Below are 26,906 nucleotides of genomic sequence, written 5' to 3'. Positions count from 1 at the left end.
CGTTGCAATCGGAATGCTGTCCGCCTGGAAACAGGCGAACGGGGTTCCCGTGGTAAGACGGTCGTCCCAGAATGTCCCTGAGCCACCACCCACGCGCTGCCTGAAGAGAACGCGTCCGACCCGAGTGGTCGCATCGAACGCGAGACTTCCCCACTGGTCGAAAATCTGAAGACCAACTGGCATCACCAAACTCCCAGGCGAATCCGTAGGACGTTGTTGCCGTCAAAGGTCTGAATCAGATTGTTCGAGATTTCAGTACGGGCACCCCATGTCGCGGTGCGCAGGAGGCCGATGTTCGCAGACAGAGCAGACAGGGAAGGCGTGGAGATGCCTTCGGGCGTGATGAGCGTCCCGAGACCACTGGGCTTATACGGAGAGAGCCGTGTGGCTGACGCATGCGTCTCGGCCATCATCGGTTGCGTGACGAACAGCCACGAGTCCGTATCCGGGCTAACATTCATACCCTTGCGCAGCCCGATCAGTCCCAAAGCCGCGTTGACGGGTGCTTGCGCTATCCCGCCGATGCGAACGTAACCGTTCAGAGTCTTGCCACCGGCTGCCTGGCCTACAGTGGTCGCCGTGCCGGCCGCCCCGTAACCGTTGCTCGAAATCGCCGCGCCATTGCTGTCATACCACTCGATCCCGATATTCGCTGCGCAGCGGTGAACGCCGACATACGCGGAATATTCATAGAAGCTTCCGCCTACCACAGGAACCTTCTCGGTGAACACCCCGAACAGGACTGCGTTCGGGTCCGTGTTGCCCCACGCTCCGGTGGAACGTACGTACATCGTGTGGCCGCCAGCCAGTGTCCATTCCGCACCATTGTCCAGCCCAAGCACTCCTGTACCACCGCCGTTTGACCAGGTGCCCCACCCAACCAGATTGACTAGCGTCGAGTTCTTCAGCAGATTGACGCCGAGTCCCACCTGGAGCTTATCGGTCGAGATGGAGCCAGCGACAAGACGATCCCCTGTCACGGAGTTCACCTTGATACTTCGCGCCTCCACTGCGCCGTCTACGAGGACACGCCCAGGGAGCACCTTATCGCCTACGCGTGCCGAAGGAACCACAAGCGTCGGTGCGCCATCGACCATCCCGGCTTCCAGGAAAGGGACTAGAGCGCCGTTCGGGTTGTTCGGATCAGCGAATACAACCGAATCGGCCATCAGCGCGATCACCGACCCCGTGTAGTCGTCACTGGCCGTTGCTGCAAGCCCGATACCACTGACAACGGGCGTCCCATCCGGCCGCTTTACCTGCGCTTTCAGCGTGTATTGAGCCTGAAGATTCGCCACCGTCCCGTTCACCTTATCGATCTGGGTGTGCATCTCCTGCGCGACTTGCGCGAAGTTTTCGCCCATCTCGGACTGAATAACCGTTAGCTGGTCCGCCAGGGATTGGTCGGCGGCAGCTCGTGTCTTTTGTTCCTCGCGAATCTGCGCAGTGATGTCGTTCCCGACTTGCGCCTGAAGCGAAGTGATCTGCTGCGCCAGCGCCGATACCGCATCTGCACGTGTAGTCTGTTCGACCTGTAGTTGTGCCTTGATAGCGGTGTCGTTCGCGACTACGGCTGCCGATAGGGTCGTAATTTGCTGCGTCAGTACAGAGTCCGCTTTCACGGATGCAATGGCCGAATTAATCAACGATGCCGCTGCTGCCTCCGCATCACCGTCCCTCTCTCCGATCCGTGCGGACATGTCGGTGTATTGCGCAGCAAGCGCTTGCTCGGCTGTTGTACGTGTATCGCGTTCTGTCTTCAGCGCCGCCTTCATGGCCGCGTCGTTGGCGTCAACCTCCGCCGTCAGTTCGGATATCTGCTGCGCCACAGCCGAGTTCACACCCGACTGAGCGATCTGCTGGTCCTTGAGCTGTGCTTTGATCGCGGTGTCATTCGCATCCACCTCCGCAGAGAGATTCGATATCTTCTGCGCCGTCGCCTCGTTGACCGTTGCCTGCGCGGTCTGATTCGCCTGAATCTGCGCTTTGATGTCGGCGTCATTGGCCGCGATCTCGGCCGAGAGAGATTCGATCTTTGTAGCTAGAGCCTCGTCAGCGGATGCCGAAGTCGCTTGTTGCTCCTTGAGCGCAGCCTTATACGCAGCATCGCTTTTCTCGACCTCCGCCGAGAGCGTCGTAATCTGCGCGGCCAATGCAGAGTTCGTGTCAGCCTGCGCCGACTGGTTCACCTGAATCTGCGCCTTGAGGTCAGTGTTGTTCGAGCGCACCTCGACTGCAAGCGACGTGATCTGCTGCGCCAGCGCGTAACCCTGCTTTGCCGCCGCGACCGAGCCGTTCACTAGCGAAGCCAAGGCAGCGTCCTCTGCATCCCGCGAGTTGTTGTCGCCATTCGCTTCGATATTTCCGACGCGAGCGGACAACCCGGAGACTTGCGAATCTGTAATCGCACCGCTGGATTCAAGAAGTTGAACCCGCGCTCGAAACGCGTCCTGCTGACCAGCGAGGTTCACATCCAGCTCGCTCAGGCGATCAGTGATCTTCGTCAGGTCCACCTGACGTGCCTGCACTTCTTGGGTGATCTGGTCCCTGAGCGCCGCCGCTCCGTTCTCCTGGATCGTCAGGCGCACCGAGATATCACGAAGGGTGCCGAGACCCGCTTCGAGCACACCTTGAGCATGCGACAGGGAATCGAGGGCACCGGAGATCGTCTCGATCTCGTTGACCATTCCTGAGATCACATTGCCCACTGAACCAGCCATACCTCCGCTGCGCTCTTGGATCAAGAGCAGGCACTGCAAACGCGCCCGATTGAGGTCGTCTGCGGTCAGCTTCGCCGCATCCTTGAACTCCGCCAGCGAGATAAGGTCGGGAGTAGCCCGAGAGATCGTCAGCTTCTGCCCAGGCGGGAAAGGATTCCCGAAGGAGTCAGCGCAGCGGATCGTATGATCGTCAACGAACGTGAAGGCCCGCGCTGCGTTGTTCACGACGACGAATACGTTCGACCGATCCAGATACGGAAAGTCGAACGACCAGACGGTGGTGGAGCCGTCCGTCTGGTACGTCTGAGGAAATGTCATTAGTTGGAGGAGAGTAGCCTCGATATCATCTGGATTTGCTGATTGAGTGGCGCGAGCTGGAGAGCCTTCTTGCCCACCTTGTCGAACTCGCCGTTCAGGGAGTTCGCGGTGATGCTTTCAAGCGTCTCCACGTTCCCCTTCCACGGACCCATGAGGTTCGCGAGCCAGGAGTTCTGCGAGAACTTCGAAGCACCGCCGCCGAGCGTCCATCCGAGGTGATCGTTGAGCACGGGGTCCATTAGCTTCACTGCGGCGTCCGTATAAGACCCCGCCATGCCAAGTAGCCCCGAGCGTTGGATCACGTTGTAGGCGAACTGCTGCGGCTCCTGGTCGTTGATGTCCTGTCCCTTGCGGAACGTCGCAATCGCGTTCATGAGCACGCCGGCAGCCATCACCGTTCCGAGGGCCGACGCAAACCGCATGTGGTCCCCGGTGACGAAGCCGTGCTGCACACCAGCCCGGATGAAGTTGTTCGAAAATTGCATCGCCATAGACTGGAACTGGAGAAACATCTTCCCGTACCACTTGTCCATGAGGAGCGGCTGGTTCCCGTAGCCCGACGTGTACGAGGCCCGCTTCTGCGCCTTGATGAGCGCTGACTCCAGCACGTACTTCATGTGGTCGCCGTCGCGCTCGTTGAGCCACTGCGACATCCCAGGCGAGAACAAGCCCCGGCGTTGCTCAGACCCGTACTGCGAGAACAGCTCGTTGAGCCGCTTGGCCTCGGATTCCCCGATGCCGAGTGCGCCTAGCTGCGCGATCTTGCTCTTGTCGAGCTTGTCGTATTGCGCGACCCACTTGCGGATGTTCGCGAGTTGAACGAGACCGGCCGTGCGCCGGATGTTGTCGGACCATCCCTTCATCAGGGACAGCTTGTTCCCGTAGTCGGCCATTGTGTTCATGGCCGTCTCGATGGAGCGCGTGACCTGGCGAGTCTTCCCCGTGCCGAAGCCCAGGATGCCCTCCGCCTCTCCGCGCCCGAGAGCGCGATCCGATGAGTTCAGGTGTGTCCCGGTCTCCAGAGAGCCGAGGATCATCTCCAACTCCTGCGCATCCTTGTCACCCTTGGCGGCCTGCTTCAGGATGTACTGGTAGTCCCGTGCACCCTTGAACGCAATGGCCCGCATCAGCGAACCCTTGGCTGTAAGCACGGCTGACGCCAGGTCTCCGATGGAAGAAAATACGAAGCCTCCCATATAGCGAATGACGCCCATCTGGCGGAGACGGTCTGCGATCCATACGACGCCGTTGTGATCCTTCACGTCGTACTTGCCGAGGATACGGTCATGCGCACGGCGCACGTCGTCCAGGGCCGCAGCCTTCTCGGCTTGGTGGGCCGTCCGCTGCTTCGGGTCCATCGTGCTACCGATGAGTGCGTCGTAGTCGTCTTGGACTTCACGCAGAATGTCGTCAATGCCCCGGCCGTCCAGTGCGCGATGTGCTGCGAGCTGCCCGCCCAGGTCCTTGTAGTAGCCCTGAAACGCATCGTCCGCGTTGCCGGCAAGGAAGCCGTCCTCAACGAGGCGGTTGTACTCGTCAAAGTTGAACTGGAACTGGCGCTCCTTCAGGCGACCGGAGGTAGGCGACTTGTCGAGCAGGATGCCACGCGGAGCACGGTCCGTGCCGCGCAGGGAATTCACCAGGTCGTCCACGTACTTCGTGAGCGGGGACATGCTGGCGACGCCCTTGCGGGCCTGGAATGCCACTTTGCGAAGCTGGCTCGTAGCGCGGTCAGCAGCCTTCGCCGCTGCTCGTGCTTCCATGCCGGTGAGCTTCATGATGTCGAACGCAAAGCGCCGCGCATCTCGCGCTTCATCCAGGTTCTTCTTCAGCTCGGCTACTGCGGCCAAGTGGTCATTGACCTCCTTGCGCAGCCCTGGGTTCAGCAGCGACTCCGCCTCGTTGTCGATGATCGTGTTCACCTCCTTTGCCGCAGCATCGTGCCAGCGGCGCATATCGGCCTGCTGACGCGCCAGCTTGTCGAAGGTCGCATTGGCTTCCCGGAGATCGGCCTGGGCAGCGGAGCGCTCGGCCAGGGCCTCGCGAATCTCCTGCCGCACCTTCTGAATCTCGGCACGAGTCGCCTTGCCCTGCGCGTTCAGCGCGTCCCGCTGCTGGTTGAGCGGGTTCTTGGCTCGGACGAGTTCGCCGCCCTCAAGGTTCGCGGAGACATCCTTGAGTTCCCCCAGGACATCCCGCTTCTCTGCGAGGATCGATTGGCCCTTGGCCTTCAGCGAGTCAACGAGAGCCTTGGCTTCGCCCGTGTCGGCAGCGACCTTCTGAGCCTCCGCATGACGCGCACGAGCCTTCGCTACCGCAACGCCCGCGTCGTCCAGTGCGTAGCCGCCATCGACCATCTGACGCTGAAGGTCGCCCAAGACTCCCTCGTCACCGCCCAGACGGTTAAGGGCAGACTGGACAGCTTCGCTTGCGCGTTGTGCCCGCAACTGTGCAGAGGCCACGGAGCGGAGCACCGAGCGGCGCTCGATGTCGCGAGCAGCCGTTCGCATCTCTTTGATCTTGGCGTCACGCCAGTCCTTCTCCGTACCCTTCAGCCATTCCAGGACGGTCGCTGCCTTGTCCTGCGCCTTGAGCTGGCGCTGCTGATAGTCAGCGAGTTTCGACAGGAGATACTGGTTCTTGAAGTCTTGCTGCTCCCCGGCCCACTGCCGGAGAATCGAGTTGACCGTCGTGTCGTCGCCGGACTTCTTCAGGGTGTCCCAGGAATCCGGCAACGCATCCTCGCCAGCGACACGTGGTTGTGCCGGGTCCGCGATGAATCCGTTCTCACGGAGCCAGTCGTCGGTAGGCTTCGATTCCAGGTGCTCCATGAAGAATGCCTTGAGCCGCTCGGCGTTCTCGTCTACCGCATTGCGCATCCAGCGCTGCGGCATGCCGTACCGGCCATCCACGAGGTTCTCCGGGTCCAGCAGGCCATGCTTGACGGCCTCGTTCTTCATGGACTCGTAGGCATCGTGGTAGACCTTCTCGGCGTCGTAGACGCGGCGGTGTACCGCCTTCGCCTGGTCGAGCGAGAGGCCGGACTGCGTGAGCCGATCCATCACTGCCTGCGAAATTTCATCGTTCGTCGCACGAGCATTCGAGCTGCGCTGGATCAGCGAGATTGCCTCGTTGAACGTCTGCTGCGGAACGACGTTGATGTCGCGAGAACCCTGTGTGATCGTATTGAGCACATTGCCCGTTGAGGTACGGACCCCGGACTGGCCCAGGTCCGCATTCGCCGCGCGATAGATTGAATCGACGCGGCGGCGTACGTTGTTCATCTGCTGCTCGTAGATCGTCTTCAGGGTCTCAGCTTCGAGGCCAGTGGACTTCCCCGCAGCCATTGCGCGAGTCAGGAGACCACCCGTGTCTATCAGGCGGAGCATGGTGTCGCGCGTGAGCGCGTTCGAGTATCCGCCCAGGCGTTGCAGCGGCGTGTAGCTGCCGAGCGTCGTTGCCCAGTCCACCGCACGAGCGATGGGGTTCTTCGACGTAGCGATAAGCGAATCGGTGTCTGCCGTAGAACGCGCCGCACCGATGGAGTCCGCGCCGAACACCTGACCTTCCTCGGGCGTCTGCCCGATGTGGTGCTCGTTGATCGGAATGGCCCGATCCAGGTTGTCGGGATGCAGCGGGTTGTCGGGGTGCCCTGCCATAAGCGGGCTGTCCGGTTTAGCGTGGCGGAAGACAGCCCCCAGGCCAGCGCCCAGGGTCATGCCGACCCCAATGTTCATGAACGCTTCCTCGCGGGTCTGAGCGTCGTTGAGCGCCGAGACGCCCGCCTGCTGGATACCGATCTCGGTCCCGCCAGCGACTGCGCCGCGCACGGCACCGGCCAGGAGACCCGAGCCGACACGTGCCGACGCGAGCATCCCGGCACCCTCAGCAACCGGGCCGAGCAGGAGCGTAGCGTCGAGCATGGCTACAGGCATCGTTGCCACGGACTGCCATGTGTCGGCGGCGACGAGCGCTTCGCGATCCTTCAGGTTTCGGCGCTGCGCTGCTGCCCATGCGTCGAACGCGGCGGGCGAGTCCACGTTCTCGAACGTCATCGAGCCGCCCGTCACCAGCGGCATGAGGTCCTGGTACTGGTCCTTGTTCCGCTCGATGTGCGCGTAGGGATTGAACGTCGGGTCCGACTGCGCCTTGATGTCGTCGTCGTGGTAGTTGTTGATGAGCTGCCCCACGAGCGTACTGGAGCGCCACATTGCGGCAGCCACGTCCTGGGTGTCCGGGCGATTCAGGTGTGCGTACTCGATGTCCTCGGGCACGTAGCCAGTCTGCGCCGCTTTGAGCGGGACGCCAGAGTCGGCGGGGACCGCCTCGACCACATTGGGTGTGATGTTCGTGTCTGCCATAGTTGAGAGACCCGCCGAAGCGGGAGGTGTTACTTGGTGTAGTTGGAGGTCGTGGAGGCCACTTGCGTAGCCGCGCCATTCACGCCGAGGTACAGGTTGGCCTCAGCATTGCGCCGCACCTGGAGGGCCTTCTGACTCGAAGACGCGCCACGAATCTTCTGCGCGACCACTTGCGGGTCAGCACCCTTCTTCACGAGATCGGGGATGCCCGTCTTCTGGAAGTTGCCGTAACCGAAGTTGTAGAGCATCGAGACCAGTGCGGCTCGCTGGTAATCCGGGAGCGGCTTGTTGCCGACCAGATGGTCAAGCTGTGCATTGACCTGATAGATCATGTACTGCCGCAACTTCAGCCCCTGCTCGGGCGTGATGCCTTGCCGGCCATCACGGATCGCGTCGAAGCCTGCCGAGTCGATCCCGAGGACCTTCTGGAAGACCTGGCGCGAGTCCGCATTGCCGGTCAGGTTGTAGCCATAGCCGATCGACACCTCCGACTTGGTTGCGTCCGAGACTTGCCCCGGCTTCACGAAAATGTCGCCGGGTTTGCGGAGCGGCGAGTACACGCCGTGATAGGCGCGAGCCTCGAAACCTTCGGTGCCGCCAATGGCCTTGTCAGCCTGCGAAAACCAGCCGTTGCCGTCTTGTGCGGCACCGGGGAACGGTGGAACCACTGAGGTGTTCTCCTTAAGGTATTGGAAAAACGACGGGAGGTCCCAGAGGGCACCAGCCGTCGCAGGTTGGTCTGCGACCTGCCGCTGCACACGAAGCTCCCCGCTCATCGTCTTGGTGTCGATGATGTTCTGGAGAGCGTCATGCGTGATCTGCGAAGGGTCGAGGGATTGGTCAGCCGGAAGGCCCGGTTGTTGAGTAGGTGTGTCGGTCATCGAACGAACAGCGGGTTCGCGTTGTGCGCCTTGACTGCTGCACGATCTGCTTGCTCGGCGCGGAACTTGCGTTCCTTCTCTGCGCGGATCACAGCGGCCTTGGCATGGTCCACCTGTAGGCGGAAACCGTAGTTAAGCGTGTACTGGTTGTGATCCCGGTCGTACACGGCGAAAACGCCAGGTGGCAGGTTGTCCTTGAAGAACGCTGCGGCGACCTTCGGGTCCGAGGGAATTTCACCAGCGACCTTTCCGCCGCCACGGCGCTGCTGTACTTCGCGCAGGGCCATGTCGGGGTTGTTCGGGTCCACGAACGGCGCTTCGTCTATCGTGGCCTCCTTGCCGAGGACCGTGAGCTTCTGGCCCGCGTGGAGGATGATGGGGTTGTCCATCGAGTCGTGAATCTCAGAGAGGCCTGTGCGATCCGGGCGCTTCAGGGACAAGCCAGCGGCGTCCGGGACAATTCCAGGGAGACGCTTGCTGAGGCCAGCGAGGTCATCCTGCGCCGTCTTGAACGGGTCCTCCTGCTCGTTGGCAGCGTTCGCCATCGGGAACGAGGAGTACATCGCCGGATAGCCCTTCGTGATCGAGTACGGGTGATCGGGTGACGCATTGAGCGGAGAAGCTGCTGCGCGGCCTTTGCCACCGAACGGGTCTTCGATAACCTTCACTGCGCCGTTCATGCCGACCGTCGCCATACGCGTACCCTTGAACACCGTTGCTGCGTTCGTCACGGCGGCATCCAGGTCCACCTTGCCGTTGGCACGTTGAGCCATGAGTTGCTGGATGACGATGCCTTGGAACTGCTGGCGAAGGTCTGAGGACATCGAGGTCGTGGGGTTCCAGAAGAAGCCCTTGCGCCCCACGTCCTCCAACATCGCCTTCGACATCGCCTTGTTGACCGCAGCATCCACGTCGGGCTGCTTCTTGCCAGGGAGCAGAGGCTCCCAGTTGATGCTCCCGCCGTTACCGATCTTCTCCAGGACCTTCGCGTCCATGCCGCCATCGCGGATGGCCTTGTAGACCTGGGACACGTCACCGTTCGTCGGTGCGATTGCCTTGACACCCCAGTACATCGCAGATGCTTGGTCATCCTTCCCGAGGTACTGACCGAACGCATGGTCCCCCACAACGTCGTGGAGACGGTCCATGATTCGCCAGGCCCGCGAGGCCCGATCCGGGTCCCCGGACTTGATGGCCGACTGGAGGTCGTTCTGGATACGCTCGGGCATCGTGCCGTCCGAGATGTCCCGGATGCCTGGGGCAGTAACCCACCCCACGAATTCCGAGCCAGCCTGATCCGACGCAAGCGGGTCCGGAAGACCGGCGTTGCCCTGCATCGACTGCATGAGCGCCGGAAAGCGTGCGCCACCATCCTCGCGCAGCTTCTGCACCATGTATGGATCGTAGGACTTCTTCACTGCCTCAGCCGGGTCCACGCCAGCCAGGGAAGCGATGGTGTGGATGTTGTGTGAGCCGTTGACGCCGCGCTCCGCAGCAGCCATGTAGTTGATTACCGCCTTCTGCTTCGCGGCGGCCTGGAGACCCTCAAATACGCTACCGAACTTGTCCATACCCACGCCGTGGTTGGCATCCACGCGTTGCGCTTGGTACACCAGCTTCGCCCAATCTTCGGGCGCTGCGTTCGGATTCATCTTGAGCGCTATGGCAGCCAGGCGAACTCCGTCCACCTCCTCGGCGGCCTGCACCGACTTGATGCTCTGAATCTGCCTCACGGCATCCTGGGACATCTTGTCGTACTCGACAGGATTGCGGTCAGCCCACCCGGATCGCTCCAGGATGTTGAGGAGGCCCAGGGCCTGAGTCTTATTGCGGACGCTACCCATGAACTGCCCGACCATCTTGTCGGCCAATGTCTGGTCGCCACGAGTCAACGCGAGCGTGCGCTGTTCCAGCGTTGCGAAGCCCGCTTCGGACAGGCCCTGCGGAGAGTTGATCTGGGCGTTGGCACTGTTCTGAATCTCCAACGCCTGATTCCGCTCCTGCGTCTGCGCGACCTGCTCCGTTGCCTGCGCGACCATCGTCTGCGCTGCGGGGGCAAAGCGTCCCACAAGTGCCGAGTCGAAATCCTGGTCGCCAGTACCAGCGCCGTAGAAGTCCTTCCAGACTTGCTTCGCGATATCCTGGGGATTCACTGAGCCGTCCTGTGGCATCTCGCGCAGGCGCTTGCTCAGTTCCTGCTGCATGTCGAACGCCTGGTTCTGGGCAAACGACTGCTGGTATGCGTTCCAGTAGGACTCGCGATTCGTGTACAGCTCGTCCGGGGTGCGGCCTGCGGCTTGGTCAGCCTGGGCCTTCTTCGCGAGCGCCTCGTTCTCCTTGTGGATGTCAGCGACACGAGCCTGCTCCGTGGCAGCGTTGACGCGCTGGAGATCGCCTTGGAGATTCCCGAAGAAATTCCCGAACGAATTGGACAGGGACTGCATGGCCGCGACCTGGCCCGATGCGTCAACGCGGGGGGCCACCGCTTGCGCGGAAGTAGTCTGGACGCTCGGGGCCGCCGTTACGTCTAAGGTCGGGAGACGCGCTGCGCCATCCCGGAAGGTTTGCTGCTGTTGGCCTGTCATTTATTTCCCCACGGTGAAGTACGGACGCGGAGCACGAAGGGCCTTGGCGGTGTTCTCCTGTTGCACATTGCTGTAGTACGACGCGCCCGCCTGCGCGGCAGCGCTCGCGAGGCTCATGCCAGTACCGACTGCATTCGCGCGGCCTTGAGCTGCGAAGCCGTCGATTGCGGACTGGTTCGAGATAGCTGCCGCCCCCATCTGCGAGCGGATGCTCGACTTCTGGTTTGCCGTGCTGGCGTCGATACGCGAGAAGTCGTCGGCCTGAGCACCAGTGATGTTGACCGCCATTGCCGAGAGGGAACCGCCACCCTGAGCTGCGAGGACGCGAGCCTGGGCAAGCTGACGAGCTGCCGCGCGAGCACGGTCAGTGCGTTGCTCGAACGCCTGCTCATCCAAAGCCTGTTGGTTCGCCTGAGCAGCCATGTACTGCATTTCGGTGTTTCGGTTGGCAGATTCGGCCTGGGCTTCAATCGCCCTGTTCTGCTGGCTGTTCTGGACCACTGCGCTCGCAGCCGACACGGCGAGCATTACCAGCGGGATCGCTGCGGGACCGCACATGTGTGTATCCGATGAATGGGCCGTGGCCCGGATCGAATGCGGTGAAGCCGCACCAGTTGAGCCACGCTAGGTGAAGGGTGTTCTCGCGCCACGGAGTGCAGGCGAGGATGTCGTAGGCGTCATGCGCCTGTTCAATGCGACCTGGGCAAGCGCGGAGGAACGGGAGCGCGATCCCAGAGATCGCAGGCGTCCCGAGCATCCAAATTAGGCCGACCCCATCGGAGGGGCCGGGGTTGGTTCCCCACATCCCCGCAACCACACCAGAGTCGGTCAGGATCGCTTCGGACGTGCCGCCGTCAATCCAGAGACCGAGGATGTGGTCGTAAGGGTCCGCACCTCCAATGGAGAGCCGGAGTTCCTCACGGTCACACACCCGGAGGTTCGCAGCGAGGGCCGCGATATGGTGAGGTTTTGCGGGAGTGAGGATCATGCGTTCGCAAACAGGTTGGAGTAGCGAGCAGCCAGGGTGTAGCCCGTGACCACCATCGGTGCCGTAGAGGACGTGGAGACCGTGAGGGCCGCCTTGTTCCCCTGGGCGTTGAACGGGATCGCGTAGGTACGGTCCACGCCGGCGTTGGCGACCAACGCATCACCAACTACTCGCGGAGAGAGCTGCACCGTCATATCGACCCGATCTGGACGCACGAGCGTTGCAGTGAAGTCGCCAGAGCGCAGGCAGTCCAAGATGACCTTGTGGACCTGGAAGCGCCCCATGGGCGTCTGCACCTGATTGACGCTCGGGTAAAACGGAGAGAAGCGGAACGCGCGGGAGAATCGCAGGCCAATGAAGCCCGAGGTTCCCGCGACCTGCGATGGGAAGTGTCCGATCCACTGCGAGCCGTCCCATACCTTCGTGATCGGATGCTCGGCAAACCACCCACCTGAATCCGGCGTACACACCACGAGGTCGTCGTGTTGGTAGTAGCCATCCGGGAGCACCACCTCGCTTCGATTACGCGCCGCATTCCAGGTAACTTGAATGCGCTGGCGCAGGTCCAGCCGCAAGTCGATGTCCGGGTTCTCGCCCAGGTTCGCATCGACCGGCAGAGACAGCAGCGACAGATAGCCGATGCTGGTCTGCGCCAGGACGTACAGCGTGCCCTCGTCCACCCAGTGATGCCAGATAGACGTGACGTGTGCGAAGTTCAGCTTGCACCAGGCGTTCTGCGCTCGCTGCTGGCCCTGCCAATACGACGATTGCACGTAGAGCGTGGCGGGGTCGAGAGGCGTCCAGAGAAACGTCCGGCCCGACTGAGCCGAGCCGGCGATTCGCCGGATGCTGCCGGGGCAGTAGCGCGGGATGTGCTTGCTCAGGTCCTCCGCGTAGTTGTTCATCGTCGCCTGCTCGAACTGGTACTCCCACAACACGGACCGACCTTCCTGCGAGCCGGTGTAGAGCAGGACCGTACCGACCACCGAGGGAGGGCACGCGTCGTCAACGTCGTAGCGCGTGGCAACACCGAGGGCCGCCGTGTCCGGCTTGACCGGCTGCGAGCCGTCAAGTGAACACTGCGCCCCACGCATGAAGACCATGAGATCGTCACGGAAGCCTACGAGGTGGTTGACGTTGCCCAGGTCCGCTTCGGCCTGGACCTTTACCGGGTCCGAGGCGACGACCTCGCGGGCGCTGCTTTGCCAGAAGTTGAACAGGTCGTCCGGTTGCGAACCGACAACCCAAGAGGTCGAGGAGAACCAGAGCCGCCCCTTCCACAGCGCCATGTCCGTAATGGGCGCGTCGCGAAACGGCGCGGCCTCATTGCTATTGTCGTCGCCTACCTTGCGCGGTGCCCAGTCAATGGGTTGAATCTCGAATGAGTTCACGCCCGTCCGATGGATGCGCATGGGCATTGTGGACCGATCCCAGGTTCCGGCCGTGGCGAAGTTATCCAGCCACGCCGTCTCCTTGTACGTGTTTGTCGTCCGGTCGTACGTGACCCAGTAGGCCGACTTGGCGTCGCCGTTACCGAGGTCAACCATGATCGGCTCACCGGGAAACATCTGCGCAGGGAGATCGGTGATCGCACTGACACGCCCCTTGATGAGCACGAAGGCAGTCTCGTCCCAGTCATTGCCCCCGGTAAGCGTCGCGATGACGTTCTCGGGGCCTTCGACCTTAACCACGTTGGCGACGCGCCAGAACGTCAGACCCGGCATGCGGGCGATGCACTGCTCCATGAGTCGTTGTGCGACCCACTCGCGAGTCTTCACGCCGGCCGAGCCGTCGTAGGTCGTCACTGCACTGCCCGCGTCCGAGTTCAGGTAGAACGACTGTGCGTTTGAGGACAGCTTGCGAATCACGGCATAGGCTCGCGTCTTCGTAATGCCAGCCGCAGGGGCCGCGAACTTCGTGGAGATGCCCGTGTTGAGCACGAGCGTTGTGTCGGCCAGCGTCAGGAACTTCAACTGGCTGGCCGCGTTGATGTAGTTCTGGGCGAACGGCCCCACCGTAACCGCCGCAGGCGTCCCATTGTCGAGGTTGCGAATCTCGGGGTAGCCCAGGTCGGCGCGGCGAATGAACAGCCATCGCTGCCCATCCGTCGTTCGGAACATATACGTCCCGTTGGACTGGTACGGCGCTGCGGCTACGTTTGCGATGCAGGAGGTCCCCACGCGGTCAGCGAGGCCCCCGATGTCCACCGAGGGGAGGAAGTTGATGATCTCGTCCATCTGGGACGGAGACCGGAGGAGCGGAGCTTGACGGCTCACGCCCGCGTGCAACGACCCGATGCGGGGTTGCAAGAGACCGTCGATGGGCATCAGTTGATCGAGCCGTTGTTGAATGTGCGGCGGCGGAGCCAGGACAACTCGTAGGTGTCCAAGAGGTTGTAGTCCTCCGTGTCCGCCTCGGCGTCCTCTGCGATGGACGTGGCAACAGCTTCGTCTTCCTTCAGGAAGCCATCGGCTGTCTGGGAGCCGACGTAGAACTTCTGGTAACGCCGAGCTGCCTTCGTGACGATTTCCAGTTGCAGGGAGAACGGGAGGTCCTCAAAGCGGAGACCGAGAGTCACAGAAACCGTTACCGGGGCCGTGAAGACATCCGTGGCATTCGCCCGGTCATACAGGCGTCCCGCGCGAAACGTTACGTCCAGGTACGGATCAACCGTGTCCACCTTCAGAACTTCGGGCGGAACCACGATGTTTCCGTTCGTGTCAGGGACGAGCGTGCGGGTCTCGGTGTTGCTCTTGTAATCCTTGAGCAATACCTCCTGCGTGACTTGATCGAGGATGTCGGAACAGTTGGCGTAATCGCCAGCGCCCGTGACCTCGACCAGGATCACGGACTCACCTACTGCCGTCAGCATTCGGTTGACGGCCTGGAGTCGAGTAAGAGGCATTGCTGAAGAATCGAAAAAAATGGGGACCACCAGAAATGAATCCAGTGATCCCCAAGGGGAGTTAAGCGGCCGGGAGCGCGAACTCGACGGCGCACTCAGCGCGGAGCGTGCCGTGGCCGACTGCCTGCTTCGACACGATGAAGTCCTCTTGGCGACGAACGTCGCGGAAGGTCTCCGTCGAGATGCCCATGAGCGTCAGGACAGCAACCGCTTCCGGTTGCCACATGAGCGCCGAGAGCTTCGAGAAGTCCGCACGGTACTTCGAGAACACATCCTTGTTGGCCGTGTCGTTCGTCTGCGGGATGAGGTTCGACGGGAAGATCGTCACGCCCTCGAAGCGGATTGCTTCGGTCGGCACTGCGCCCGTACCCGCCGTTGCCAGCGAGATCATCGAGTTCAGGTTGACGAATTGGCCCGCCGAGTTCTTCGCGTACTTGATCGCGTCGAACGTGGCGTACGTGACAGCCATGTACCACGGCGAGCTTGCCGGGATGTTCTTCGAAGCCTTTGCCAGCTTCGCCTTGCGAATGGCGTCCATCCACGCGAGGCCGTCGATGGACGTACCGCTCGACAGGAGCGCCGAATCCACAATGCGGTCGCCGCCAGGAAACGGACCAACCGCAGCGGTACGCGCAGCGAGCGCGAGCTGACGGAAGTTGTTCTGGTCGTACATGCGAGCCAGCGCTTGGCCCATGTCCGCCGTCATCGGCCCGCGCACGTCGAACTGCGACATTGCTTGGTCGAAGTCCCACAGGGCGTGATGGGCAACCATCGGTGCGTCGATGGTCACTTCCACTTCGCCCGTGGCGAACGGATTACCAAGCATCTCCTGGCCGCGCTGGAGGTACTCGGCCTGCGAGGTGCCCGTGCGCGGGAACTGGTACGACTTGCCCGACGTGATGTTCTTCTCTCGGACCTTACCCTTCGTCAGGGTTGCAGCCGTGAACGAGGTGAGGACCTCGCCCGAGAACATCTTCAGGAACAGCGAGCGATCGTCTGCCGGGTTCGATTGACCCGAGCCGAACGCAACCGGATTGCCCGGATTGGTCGAGAACGTCATTAAGTCTCTTTAGGAAGGGAGTGTTGCCAGCCCACGAGCGGGGATGGCGGAGGGAGGGGGGGGATTCCCCCGCATGGGTCGGTCCGGGATGGACGCCCAGAGGCGGGGGAGGTAAAGCAGGGATTAGATGCGGGAGATGCGGAGCTTGTCGGCAACTTCCTTGCGGAACGCCTCCGACGTTTGGTAGCGCGGATCGGCCATTGCGGCGACGAGTTCCGACTGGTCGCGGAAGGCCGCGACTGCGCTGCCCGTGCGACCGTTCACGTTGACCAGCGCCGGGTCCGCCGACGCCTGCATCCGCTGCTTCAGGATGCCGACAGCCGACACCGCGTCCGGGCCGTTCAGCAGGTTCTCGTAGAACACCTTTTGGTCCTGGGGCAGATTCTTCTGGCCCCAGGCGATGAGCGCGTTGAACTCGGCTTTACCGCCAGCGGCGTCGAACAGCTTGCCCTCGGTCTCACGGGTCAGCGCTTCCTGGCCTGCGCGGAACTGCGCCTGCATCTGGAGCACCTGGTCGTTCGAGATGCCCAGGGCCTTCGCCATACCGGCGATGAGATCGGCGTTGGGCTTCTCGGCGTTGAACTCGATGACGAGCGACCCGTCATCGAATGCCTTGGCGAAGTCGTAGGTAGCAGGAGCATCGCCCTCGCCGTCCTTCTTCTCCGTGCCTTCCGGTTTGTCGTCTGCCTTCGATTCGCCAGCCGGCGCATCCGTCAGCTTCGGCGTCGACGCATTCGGGTCCGTCTCGGTGGAAGCCGGAGGATTTGCCTCGCCGGTCTTCGCCTCGGGGGCCGTCGTCGTGACACCGTTGGCTTCGTCAGCCTTGGCGATCATGGCCGCGCGGTATTCCGGGGAGTCCGGGACCAGCGTCGGGGTTTCGGTTGCGCCCGGACTTACCGGGAGATTCGTGTTGGTGGTTTCGGTCGTCATTGAGCCGGTGTGAGTGTGTTAGCCGCAATCTGGCCCGCAACGGGGCCAGCAGCAGCGCGTGCCATATCGGCCTGCATCGCCTGCTCCTGCGCAGCCGCTTGTTCCTGCTGGACTTCCTGGGCCGTCTTGATGGACTGCGGGAAGCCGAGGGCGGCGGCAGCGGGCGTTAGGATCGTGTCGAACTTCACGTAGCTCGCAGCCTCCTCCTGGAACGCCTGCGGCGTATTGCTCAAGAGAGACAGGAACGACTGGACCTTCTTCAGCTTGGCGTCCTTGCCCAGGGCAGCGAGACCGGTGGTCACGGTGATCTGGGTCTGGTCCTTGCCGATAGCGGGGAGTTCGTCCTTCGTCTGCATCTGCGCGATCAGCTTCTTCAGCCTCCAGCCAACCATCTCTGGTCCGAGGTACGAGTACACGCCCCCAAGGGCTTGCTCGATCTCGGAGACGATCATCTGGAGTTCGTAGGTGGTCACGCGCTCCGCATCGCGGCGCAGGTCGTTGGTGAGAAGAAAGGCGACGGAGAGGTCGCGCTTAAGGTCCTGCTTCTCAGCGTTCAGCGCCTGCATCGCTGCGGTGTTGTTGAACTGGAATGGCTGCACATCGCCTTGCGTCCCGCCGCGAGCCGAGATGACGGAGCCGTTACGTGCTTCCGTGATCCGCTTGCGCAGGTTCCCGCCCGCCGCATTGGGCGCGACGAAGATCAGGTTCCTCGCAGCAATAGCGCCGCACTCCAGGAGCTGCTGCGATGTCTTGTCGAGCGCGAGGAGGTCCGCGTAGTTCTGCTCGACGTGCGAGCGCCCATAGGACTCGCCGGGGACCAGCTCCCACGCCAGAGCGTTCGCGGGCATCAGCCCGTTATGCGTGCTGTACGGGACTACCGGCGCGTCATCAAGGTCCTGCTGGACCGCATAGACATCCTCGGAGATGAACTCGAAGCGCGTGTACAGCGTAATGTCCTCGTGTTCTTTCTTCGCGGAGAGCGTACGCAGCTCGGGCGTCAGTTCGCGGACCTTGAGCTTCTCGGCCGTTACGACCTCCAGCACGCGACCGTTGAAGTCACGCACGCAGACGTACTGCGGCAACGAGAACAGCTTGAGGCGGCCGTCCGGCTGAATGTACTCGCAGACGTTCCCGGCCACCACAAGATGCAGAAGCGACAGGTACGTCTGACGACGCCAGTTGAGGGCCTCGATCTTCGCGTTGATGAGCTGCTCGCACTGCGCCAGGCCCTTGATGATGTCAGGCGGGGGCGACAGGACACCCTCTTGGAGCAACACCTTGGTCGAGACCTCGATGTTGAAAGCGGAGTCTCCAGGCGGCATGAACGCCATCATCAGCTTCGATGCCACGTTGGTCGCGCCGCGATGCCCGAAGGACGTGTACGACTGGGGGAGAATCTGCTGCGGGGTCTGCCCTTGAGGCGGACAGACCGAAGGCACCGTGAGAGCGGCGCACGCTTGGGCACGTCGCCAGTACGCATCACGGTCCGGGACCAGCTCTTGATAGCGGTCCTGGAGCTTCGTCGTCAAAGCTGGACGCCCACCCCTTTAGCGGTCGATTGCGAATCATCAGCCGTCAAGTAACGGCGCAGGTTCATCTTCTTCTTCGCCGCGTTCACCGGGCTATCCTCGGCCGGCTGGATCAGCCGCGCTGCCGGTGCGTCCGGCTGCGGCGGATCGGGGGTCTTCGGAATGTCGGGTTTGCTCATAGAGGCTCAGGTGGAATTTGGCCCCCGCCCTGGAGAAGCCGAGCCGCTCCAGGTAGGGAATGTGTTGGGGAAGTGGACTGGCCGTCAGTACGGTGAACCCGGATTGCCGAGCGCCGTCACTGAGGGATCGCAGGACGCGGGGGTGAATCCAGCGTCCTTGAGCGTCACGGGAGGCGCATAGGTGAAGCGCTGCGCGTCCGTATTCCAGTCGCTCCAGCCACACCGCAGCCTGAATGCCAGCGCTGCCACGGACAGTCCAGAGATCACAGCGGCGCAGTAGACGGAGAGGCCAATCCGCGTGAAACGGATACTGGCAGCGAGCCAGGAAAGCATGAAGCTCACTGAAGGCCCGCTTCCGTTGCTGCCGCGTCTGCGTCCCGTTGCGCCGCGTCCAGGTCATCCGCCAACTGGAAGACGGCTTGGATGGCATCGTGGGCACCGACGAGTTCATGGGCCGCCTGGTAGTCCCGTGCATGCACCAGGTCCACCAAGCCAGCCAGGGGGTATTGAGAGAGGAGCCAACCGCCTACGGTACGGAGATCCGTCGAGCTAGGGCAATCAACCGGGATTTCGTTCTCGTCCCCTTCTCTAAGAGTCTTAGAGGTATATAGGGACCCTCTACCATGTGCGGAGTTATTCGGCGTGGCCGGTTCGGAGCCGCTCGTACCAGTCCTGGACAGCTTCAAGCTGCGCAGAATTTTTCCGACAAATCGCGTAATTTTCTTCGTCATTCCGCATCAGGTCCGCGAGGGTGAAAGAGGCTTCAGCGGGAGCGGTTTCCTCGCCAGCTCTGGGGGCATCGGGGGCAGGTCCCGGACTACCACTGACTGCTGCGTCGTGCAGGCGGGCAAGCTGCTGAGACAGGCGCACACCATCGGCGCGAGCAGCAGCAAGCGCAGCCTCCAGGCGAGTCGCGCGAGCTTCGTGCGCATCGGTTTCTTCCTTGAGTTTGGCGCGGAGGTCGGCCTCCGCCTTGTCTGAGATGAGCCGGTCGGCCGTGCGGGCGAGCGCAAGTTCCGACGCATGCTTCTGTTGTTCGGCGTTCTGCCCCGCCGCGTACCCCTCGCCGTAGACGTGGGAGCGGTAGGTCAGCGCCCCAGCAGCGAGGCCCACCACCAGGAGAACTCCGGCGATGGCCTTGCCTGCCCAGGAGGGCACCGGGATCACCGAGGCGCGACCGTCTGCGCTTCGCGCTTCGCGATCTCCTTCTCGATGTACCACTTCGCCTTTTTCAAGTCCTCGATGGCATCGTGTTTCAGGTCACAACGCCAGATGTACTTCACTGCGTTGCCGAGGTTAAAGCCCATATGCTGCGTGATCTGGATGCACTCGATGCCCGAGGGGTGCGAGCGGTAGTGCGAAGGGTTGATCGGTGTCACGGCGACGCTCGGTGCGGCCTTCTTCGGCTCGTCCCAGGTGCCCACCTTGAGGCGCGGCGTATCGATGTGCAGACGGCCGGCCTCATGGGCGATTGTCGCGTCCAGGGATAGCGCAGGAATCTGCGGGAGGGTGTGGTGCGTCATCGGAATGTAGCCTTCACTTTGCGAATGCTTCTGCATTGAATGAGATGTCCTTCTGACCAGGGAGTGCGTAGCGCACGTCGCCTGTTTCGTTGTCGTAGTCGGTGGGTCGGAGGATTCGGGCGAGCACCGCCATGCGGCGGAAGTCCAGGGCCGTCTGGGTAACGTCCTTGTACTTTCCCTTCTTCGGTTCGAGAAAGCGGAGAGCCGCGTTGTGCGCCATCTCCCGGAGCGTGCGGCATCCTTCCAGAACCGCCTCGGCCCCAGTAGGACCGCAGCCAACGCAGCCGCCGAATCCGTCCGTCGAGTCGCCCATAAGCGTCTGGTACATCCACTGCCAGTCCGCGCGGGTCTCGGTGATGGTCACGAGCTTCTTCGGGCCAGTGACGTATAGGCGACCAGGGATGGTCTTCATGTCCTTGTCGTTGGAGCAAATGACCTTGCCCTCGCCCGACAGGACACCCATCACGTCGTCAGCCTCCAGGCCCGGATGCCACTGGATACGCTCGTTCTCGAACACCCAGTCTTCCAGAGGCCGGTACTGCTCGGGCTTCTCGCCGCGAGCGCCCTTGTACTGCGCGTAGATGCCACGCCGAAACAGACCGCGCTCGCGAGGGCTGAGGCACACGATGTACTCGTCGGCATTCACGGCGTCGCACCAGGTACGGACGATCTCGTGGAACTTAGCCTTCGCTTCCTTGAAGGTCGGGGGACGGTCGATTACAGTCTCCGCTTCCCAATCGGTCTCCTCGACCTTGATGACCGTGGCCTTGTAGATGGCCTCGTCACCGTCGATAAGCGCAATGGTCACGTGGTCAAATACTTGAACGCAGCCAGTACGATCATCACTGGGACAGCGGCGGCCAGTCCGATGTAGACCAGTGTGCCGCCGATCAGAAACGCTGCTTTCATGCGCCCCTCGCTTCGAGGCCCGCGCAGTTCACGAAGGTCCACAGCGGATATTTCGCCTTCAGGCGTTGCAGACGCTTGGCCGACGAGTCGATGCGCCACGCGGCCTTTCCGTTGTCACCCATGTAGGTGATCGTCATGTGCTGCGCGTCGCGGAGGTAGGCGTCCGTGCTGAGAACACCCCACGGCGTCACGGCGATCTGCGACAACCCGAAGTCGAAGTCGTGCAGGTTCTCCAGTGGGTTCGTGATCTCGAACGGGTTGAGGTCAACGACGTTGAGGCGCGGGCGGCCGTCATCGAAGTGAATCTCGTACTCGAACTCCTCGACGCCCGAGGGGTCCTGCGGCTCCGTCACGTCGAAGCGACCGCCAACGAGATGAGCGAGATGCTCCAAGCTCGCGCGATGAACGCTACGGCCGGTCATCACGTCGATATCCTTGACCGGCTTACCGTGCAGGATGTCACGCGGTGCGCCGCCTGCGATCACGGCGTCCGGATAGACGCGGCGAATCTCGGTGACGAGGCGCTGAAGGTCAGTGAGTTTCATCGTATTCCTTTTGGGCTTGCGCCATGATCGTGTTGTAGTCCCCGCGCCACTGCCGTCCAGCGACGGCGATCTCTTCGAACCTGGGGACGCGCCAAAAATGCACATGGGATTTCGCGCCCTTGCTTCGCTTCGCGAAGTGGGTGTCACCAACGATCTCCAGATACCAAGCGCCATTGATCACGTATCCGGATTCGATCGAACCATCCGGATACCGACTTATGTTTTCGAGGTAAAGCTGCGCACGGCCATGAACGAACAGGACTGCTTTAGTGGGTTTCATGCCAGTTGTTTCCGATGTCGAATGCGCCATCGAGACGGCACCGGAAATTCCAGTGCTCGCCTGCCTTGGTGATTGCGTTCTTGAAGGTCGTGCCGATCAGCTCGGCGTATTGAGGGAGGCACTCTTGCTGCACCTCGTCGTGGACGTTCGCCAGGAAGCCGAAGTCTTTCCCATGAACCAGACCGTGTACCTCGGTGATCTCATGCCAGTAGATCGCTAGGGCCTTCTTCATGATGATTGCGCCCGTCCCTTGAAGCAGGGTGTTGAGCGCGGCATGGGCGTGGCGCACGCGAATGCGGCGACCGTCGATGCCCTTGAGCCAGCCGCGAGCTTTCGCCGCTTTCTCGATGTCCTTGATGAGGGCGCGGAAGCCCTTGATACCGTCCAGGAGCTTGCCCTTGACCACCTTGCCGATAGCCTTGGCGGGCTTGAGCTTCCCGTTGACGTGGCACCATGACGGCCATTCGGACACGGGCTTACCACTGGCCCGCCAGTCGGCGATCCAAATGTTCCCGGCCTTCTCGTCGCCCGCCCCGTACAGTGCCCCGTACAGGAGAGTCTTCGCGCCGTCTCGGGAGAACAGGTCGGTGTTCTTCCGGTTCATCGAGTGTGCGTCGGTGCCCTGGGCCTTGTCGCCTTCGAGCAGCGCACGGGTCAGCGCCCCACCGTCGTATCGCGCGAGATAGTGCGCGAGCACGCGCAATTCCAGGCCCTCGGCGTCGCACCCAACCTGCTTCCACGACTCGCGCGGAATCCAGATGTGGCGCATCTCCTTGTCGATGTTGGCCGAGTTCGGACGCGAGTGCGTCATCCGGCCAGTCACCGCGCCGTTCGTGTTCACGTACCCGTGGACACGGTGGTTCTCATCCGCGTGATGAATCCATCCGCCGCCAGTGCCGTTCTTCTTCGGCGGGGCGGCCAACTGGGTCCACTGCTTATCGACGCGGGCGAAGTTGAGAAGCGGCTTTACCTCAGCGAAGTCCAGCTTCTTAAGCACGGCTTCCGTGATGTTCGGATTGCCCTTCTCAGTCAACGGCGCACGCCAGCCGTACTTCCGCTTCAGGCGGTTGGCTACGTGGTGCTCGGAGCCGGGGTTGAACTCCTGGAGCACGATCTTCGTGTAGGGAGCACCGGCCGTGTACGAGACGCCCTGGCGAACCTGAGACCGCTTCGGCGTCGCCACGCCCGCGCTAACGTAGATCGGCGGAAACACGCGCTGCATCTCGGCCAGATAGCCGTCCCGGCGTTCCCAGAGTTCAGCAGCGAGCGTCATGGCCTCGCGCATGTTCAGCGGGAAGCCGTTCTCAATCTGGAGGTCGATGAGATAAGCGACGATGTGTTCGAGGTCGCATGACTCGCCCCAGGTGCGAACGCGCTGGAGCCTCTCGTACAGAGCCTTGGTAACTACAACGTCCTGGATGTTGTACTCCATCATCCCATCGGAGTAGCGGTCCCACTCGCTGTGGCTGCCCTTCAGGATGCCCATCTCGACCCCGTAGGATTCGAGCTTGTGGCCGCCAGCCCGCTCAGGTTCTGCAAGACGGCCCATTACGAGCGTGTCGAGAATTGCGGTGAACGGGATGTCCACACCAGCGACCTTCAGCAGCGCCTTGCGGTCGAAGCCGATGCCGTTGTGAGCTACGGTCCGGCCGCCAGCAGCCACATGTCGGCGCAAGCGTTCGATGCCTTCAGCGAGGGGGCGGTAGTTCGGGTTGTAATCGGTGTACCCAGTAACCTCGTCCGTGCCGATCTCGCCCACCGCCATACACCAGATTTGTGTGAGGCTCACGAGGAGCCCGTCAGTCTCCAAGTCCCATGCAAGGAGAGGTAGTTCGGCAGGACGGGTCTGCATCACGCCCCCTGTTCGGGAGCGACGTACACGACGATCTCCACCATCACCGGCTGGCGCTTCTCCGCGTATGCGGCAGCGTAGGCGCGTTCGGCGGCGGACTTCATCGCGACCACGAACGGCTGCTGGTCAGTCACTGCCGCGTGGCGATGGATTTGATACTGCTTGTCTACTTGAACTTCTTCGGTCATGTCTTCCGGTCAGCTATGTGTTGGTAAAAGGAGCAGATGCGCTCCAGTTCTTCGAGGGAGGCGTCCTTCTTGACCTCGTTGGCCCGCCAGCTCACGACCACGACGTTCCCTGGCTCATAGCCACGGGAGGAATCGATGCGATCGAGAGATGGGGAGTTGGGACTGGCGCGTCCCGAGGAGGTCTTCAGCCGCACGCCCAGGACAGGGCAATGCGTCGGCACAACTACGTCAGCGAGGGTGATCGTGTGGCGGATGCCATCACGCTTCGAGCGGTATCTAGAATTTCGGAGCAGCGTTCGTGCAATGGCGAGGTCAGAACTCGCCGTGCGCTTCCGCTGATTCATCCATATCCAGCGACCCGTCGTCGCGAGGCAGAGGCTTCAATCGGCCGGTCTTGGCGTCGTACTTCAGTCGGTCGGCCGGTCCGGTCTTTCCGCCACGGCGCACCTTCAGCACGCGAATCTGCGAGATGTCACGCTCGGCCTGGTCTTCGGCCTGCTGGTTGCGCTCCTTGGCGATGATTACGTCCGGGATTTGCTTCAGCGACCCTGAGCCTTTGATGCTGCTCAGGGATAGCGCTGCGCCCTCCTCTGCCGTCCGTGCGCCCGACTGTTCCTTGCGGACGTGAGCGATAGCGACGACGCTACAGCCGGTCCGCTCGACCATCGAGCGCAACTTCGTGAGGAGTTCATCCTGGCCGTCGTTGTCCAGTCCCGTCGCCGCGATGGTCAGGTGGTCCAAGTAGAGCTGCTCGGCCCCGTTGAGGGCCATGAACTCCATCTTGCTCACCAGGCCATCCGGGTCGGTCGCCCCGAAGTGGTCATACGCTTGGTAGTTACCTGAGGCGAACAGCTTCTCGTAGCTCGACTGCCACTGTGCGTCCGTCAGGAGGCTAGGGTTGTCTTCGAGGTCCTCGGCCGGAACGCTATGGTCCAGGGCCACTAGGTACTTGCCCGTGTCTTCCACGGACTCCTCCAGGAACAGCGCCCCGACCCTCTTCCCTTCGCACAACGCGGCGTACATGAACTCGCGTGCGTCGGTGGATTTGCCCACACCCGTCCCTGCGGTGATGAGCCAGAGCTGGCGCGGACGAATGCCACGCGTCATCTCGTTCAGGAGCGGATACGGCGTCTGCCATCCCGGCGCGGCCTTCGCCTTCAGGCGGTCAGGCGTCAGGTCCTCACCTGCGATCACTCCGTCCGGGCGGTATTCCTTGGTCTCCCAAGAGGCACTCACCACCGCAGTCGGCCCGTGCTCGCGCAGGAGGTCGTTGGCGTCCTTCAGCTCGTAGGGCGTCGTGATGAACTTCACGCGGCCCATCGGCAGGACTTTCGCGCACTCCTCAACGGCCTTGCGTCCCGGCTCGTCGTTGTCGAACCATAGGACGACCTCATCGAAGCCCTTGAACCAGTCGAGTTGCGCCACGATGGACTTTGCGGCCCCCTGCGCCCCATTAGGCACCGAGACGACCGGCCACTTCAGCGAGAGCGCCTGGGCCACGGAAAGGCAGTCGATCTCGCCTTCCGTCACGATGACGCGCTTGCCCTTCGAGCGGAACAGGTGCTGCCCGAACAGGCCCGCCTGCTTCAGCTTGCCCAGGACTACGAAGTCCTTGTCGGGCGTGCGCAGCTTCTGGGCTACCGGGCTTCCAGTGGAATCGCAGTAGTTGGCGATCTGCACAGGCTCCCCGTCGCGGTCCTTGCCCACGAGGTAGCCGTAGCGTCGGCAGGTTTCCTCTGCGATGCCTCGCTTGCCAAGGGCACGGTACTCGCCACGGAGAAGCGAAGCGTCTCCGGGACCAGAGACAGCATCGTGACTCGGTACTCGTGCTCCGTTCGGCTGACAGGTGTTACCGCAGGAAAAGCAGTGCGTGTGACCATCGTCATACTCCGCGTTGGCGTCGGACGATCCGCAGTTGTCGCACGGACCCTTCGACACGAGATTGGATTCGGATTCGTGCGTGTGCTGCATCAGCTACCCTTCTTCTTGACCGGGTGCTCGACCGTTTCCACGAGCGCGTATTTCCGTTCCTCAATCCGTAGGTCGTTCGGGTGCGGCATCCACGGAAGCGCACCCATCTTGGCGCGGCGCTCGTGATGCTTCGCGCATCGATTGACTGTCGCCGTGGCAGGCGCACGACAGACGTAGGGGCCAGCATATGCATAGCCCGTATCACGGCGCACGACGACGAACTGCGAGAGATGCAGACTCATCGTGCACCGCCTTTGCGCTTCGGACGCGCATTGAGAAGGTTGAGGAGTTCGCCGTGCGTCACGAGGCGGCGCTCGCCGCGACCGCGCAGCTTCCACATGTTGTTCACGCCTTGCTCAGCAAAGTAGCCACGGAATCGAATCGTTGCGGGGGTGTGTTGTTGCTTCATACTTACCATCCGTAGGACGTGTCGGTGATGTAAACCTGCGCGTTGCTGCGCAGTTCGTTCTCAACTTTGTGTTTGGAATTCCGCGTGATGCGGATGAAGAATCGGAAGCCTCGGGCTTTCGCGGGCATACCCCGGTGCCACGAGTGAGCGTCGAACTGCACGATGTCGCCCGATGCCGGTTGGAGGTGAACGCAGTCCTTCGCAACCAGACCGCGCTCGATAAACGTGTCGGCTGACTTGTAGAAGGTTCTGCCGGACTCCTTGTAGGCCCGCTCGATGTCTCCCTGCGGGAGTTCGACGGGACCGTCCAGGAACTCGGTGAGCGAGCCGGTGCCCGCATCGACCACGCACAGCAGGTGCTCGGTGACGTACTCGGGCGTGAAGATATTCGGCTGGCCGTCGCAGTAATCCTTGCTGCGCGGCGCATCGTCCGTGTGCCAGCCGGGGATGCAGGGGACCATCCCAGGCATCAGCATGTGATGGCGGGAGTCAACGATGCAGCCGTCCAGATTGCCCCAGAGGTCCTTGGCCGCGTGTAGGAAGTCCATCGTCAGCAGGTCCCCGTGGACAAATGCGAAGCCGGGGTCGGCGCGGAACAGCATTGGCTCCGCTTTGATGTTCTGGATCAGGGTCTCACGCGAGACGTGCGCGTTCTCTATCCGATTGAGATGGATCGTTACTTTGCTTTCGTGTCGGCTCATGGTCAGCTTTCGGGTAGTAGGTGCGTTGGTACTGCTCCTCGCACACCTCATAGATTCGTTGCGCCAGGGAGT

23 protein-coding genes are annotated in these 26,906 nt (G+C 62.1%); all 23 read right to left on the bottom strand.

What is annotated here, in order from left to right:
• Positions 1-182 precede the first annotated feature (182 nt).
• On the bottom strand, positions 183-3,038 hold the full coding sequence (locus tag CFB82_RS20040; RefSeq protein ID WP_089484976.1) for a phage tail fiber domain-containing protein: 2,856 nt from the start codon (positions 3,036-3,038) through the stop codon (positions 183-185).
• Positions 3,038-7,399, bottom strand: a complete 4,362-nt coding sequence (locus tag CFB82_RS20035; protein WP_179255426.1) for a hypothetical protein — start codon at positions 7,397-7,399, stop codon at positions 3,038-3,040. Before CFB82_RS20035 ends, CFB82_RS20040 begins: the two co-directional genes overlap by 1 nt.
• 29 nt (positions 7,400-7,428) lie before the next feature.
• Positions 7,429-8,280, bottom strand: a complete 852-nt coding sequence (locus CFB82_RS20030) for a glycoside hydrolase family protein (protein ID WP_089484975.1) — start codon at positions 8,278-8,280, stop codon at positions 7,429-7,431.
• Positions 8,277-10,724 carry a hypothetical protein gene (locus CFB82_RS20025; protein ID WP_256990392.1) on the bottom strand — a complete coding sequence of 816 codons (2,448 nt, stop codon included), beginning with the start codon at positions 10,722-10,724 and terminating at the stop codon, positions 8,277-8,279. Before CFB82_RS20025 ends, CFB82_RS20030 begins: the two co-directional genes overlap by 4 nt.
• Before the next feature lie 141 nt (positions 10,725-10,865).
• Positions 10,866-11,423: a virion core protein, T7 gp14 family gene (locus CFB82_RS20020; protein ID WP_089484973.1), complete on the bottom strand. Its 558-nt coding sequence runs from the start codon at positions 11,421-11,423 to the stop codon at positions 10,866-10,868.
• Between the two features lie 426 nt (positions 11,424-11,849).
• Positions 11,850-14,180 carry a hypothetical protein gene (locus CFB82_RS20015; RefSeq protein WP_089484972.1) on the bottom strand — a complete coding sequence of 777 codons (2,331 nt, stop codon included), beginning with the start codon at positions 14,178-14,180 and terminating at the stop codon, positions 11,850-11,852.
• A complete protein-coding gene (locus CFB82_RS20010; protein ID WP_089484971.1) occupies positions 14,180-14,758 on the bottom strand; it encodes a hypothetical protein in 579 nt (192 codons plus the stop codon). Before CFB82_RS20010 ends, CFB82_RS20015 begins: the two co-directional genes overlap by 1 nt.
• 61 nt (positions 14,759-14,819) lie before the next feature.
• Positions 14,820-15,818 carry a hypothetical protein gene (locus CFB82_RS20005; protein WP_089484970.1) on the bottom strand — a complete coding sequence of 333 codons (999 nt, stop codon included), beginning with the start codon at positions 15,816-15,818 and terminating at the stop codon, positions 14,820-14,822.
• Between the two features lie 123 nt (positions 15,819-15,941).
• On the bottom strand, positions 15,942-16,748 hold the full coding sequence (locus tag CFB82_RS20000; protein WP_143750941.1) for a capsid assembly protein: 807 nt from the start codon (positions 16,746-16,748) through the stop codon (positions 15,942-15,944).
• On the bottom strand, positions 16,745-18,277 hold the full coding sequence (locus tag CFB82_RS19995; protein WP_089484968.1) for a portal protein: 1,533 nt from the start codon (positions 18,275-18,277) through the stop codon (positions 16,745-16,747). Before CFB82_RS19995 ends, CFB82_RS20000 begins: the two co-directional genes overlap by 4 nt.
• Positions 18,274-18,456 carry a hypothetical protein gene (locus CFB82_RS19990; protein ID WP_089484967.1) on the bottom strand — a complete coding sequence of 61 codons (183 nt, stop codon included), beginning with the start codon at positions 18,454-18,456 and terminating at the stop codon, positions 18,274-18,276. Before CFB82_RS19990 ends, CFB82_RS19995 begins: the two co-directional genes overlap by 4 nt.
• 84 nt (positions 18,457-18,540) lie before the next feature.
• The gene (locus CFB82_RS42295) at positions 18,541-18,789 is read right to left on the bottom strand and encodes a hypothetical protein (RefSeq protein WP_143750940.1); all 249 of its coding nucleotides are present in this window, start codon (positions 18,787-18,789) and stop codon (positions 18,541-18,543) included.
• A 300-nt stretch (positions 18,790-19,089) separates the two neighbouring features.
• Positions 19,090-19,614, bottom strand: a complete 525-nt coding sequence (locus CFB82_RS19980) for a hypothetical protein (protein WP_143750939.1) — start codon at positions 19,612-19,614, stop codon at positions 19,090-19,092.
• Positions 19,615-19,619: 5 nt separating this feature from the next.
• Entirely contained in the window at positions 19,620-20,015 is a 396-nt protein-coding gene (locus CFB82_RS43720; protein ID WP_218829071.1) for a DUF3310 domain-containing protein, read from the bottom strand.
• Positions 19,993-20,787, bottom strand: a complete 795-nt coding sequence (locus CFB82_RS19970; protein ID WP_089484964.1) for a hypothetical protein — start codon at positions 20,785-20,787, stop codon at positions 19,993-19,995. The genes CFB82_RS43720 and CFB82_RS19970 overlap by 23 nt, the downstream gene beginning before the upstream one ends.
• A 97-nt stretch (positions 20,788-20,884) precedes the next feature.
• A complete protein-coding gene (locus tag CFB82_RS19965; RefSeq protein WP_089484963.1) occupies positions 20,885-21,433 on the bottom strand; it encodes a hypothetical protein in 549 nt (182 codons plus the stop codon).
• Positions 21,420-21,713, bottom strand: a complete 294-nt coding sequence (locus CFB82_RS19960; RefSeq protein ID WP_089484962.1) for a hypothetical protein — start codon at positions 21,711-21,713, stop codon at positions 21,420-21,422. Before CFB82_RS19960 ends, CFB82_RS19965 begins: the two co-directional genes overlap by 14 nt.
• On the bottom strand, positions 21,700-23,502 hold the full coding sequence (locus CFB82_RS19955; protein WP_179255424.1) for a DNA polymerase: 1,803 nt from the start codon (positions 23,500-23,502) through the stop codon (positions 21,700-21,702). Before CFB82_RS19955 ends, CFB82_RS19960 begins: the two co-directional genes overlap by 14 nt.
• A 62-nt stretch (positions 23,503-23,564) precedes the next feature.
• On the bottom strand, positions 23,565-23,753 hold the full coding sequence (locus CFB82_RS19950) for a hypothetical protein (RefSeq protein ID WP_089484960.1): 189 nt from the start codon (positions 23,751-23,753) through the stop codon (positions 23,565-23,567).
• 312 nt (positions 23,754-24,065) lie between these two features.
• Positions 24,066-25,724 carry a DnaB-like helicase C-terminal domain-containing protein gene (locus tag CFB82_RS19945; protein ID WP_089484959.1) on the bottom strand — a complete coding sequence of 553 codons (1,659 nt, stop codon included), beginning with the start codon at positions 25,722-25,724 and terminating at the stop codon, positions 24,066-24,068.
• Positions 25,724-25,966, bottom strand: coding sequence for a hypothetical protein (locus CFB82_RS19940; RefSeq protein ID WP_089484958.1), 243 nt, complete (start codon positions 25,964-25,966; stop codon positions 25,724-25,726). Before CFB82_RS19940 ends, CFB82_RS19945 begins: the two co-directional genes overlap by 1 nt.
• Positions 25,963-26,133, bottom strand: a complete 171-nt coding sequence (locus tag CFB82_RS43305; protein WP_179255423.1) for a hypothetical protein — start codon at positions 26,131-26,133, stop codon at positions 25,963-25,965. The genes CFB82_RS19940 and CFB82_RS43305 overlap by 4 nt, the downstream gene beginning before the upstream one ends.
• Positions 26,134-26,135: 2 nt before the next feature.
• A complete protein-coding gene (locus CFB82_RS19935; protein ID WP_089484957.1) occupies positions 26,136-26,834 on the bottom strand; it encodes a hypothetical protein in 699 nt (232 codons plus the stop codon).
• Positions 26,835-26,906: the final 72 nt, after the last annotated feature.

Source organism: Burkholderia sp. HI2714 (assembly GCF_002223085.1).
GTDB classification, from domain to species: domain Bacteria; phylum Pseudomonadota; class Gammaproteobacteria; order Burkholderiales; family Burkholderiaceae; genus Burkholderia; species Burkholderia lata_D.
This window is presented reverse-complemented; position numbering and strand designations above follow the sequence as displayed.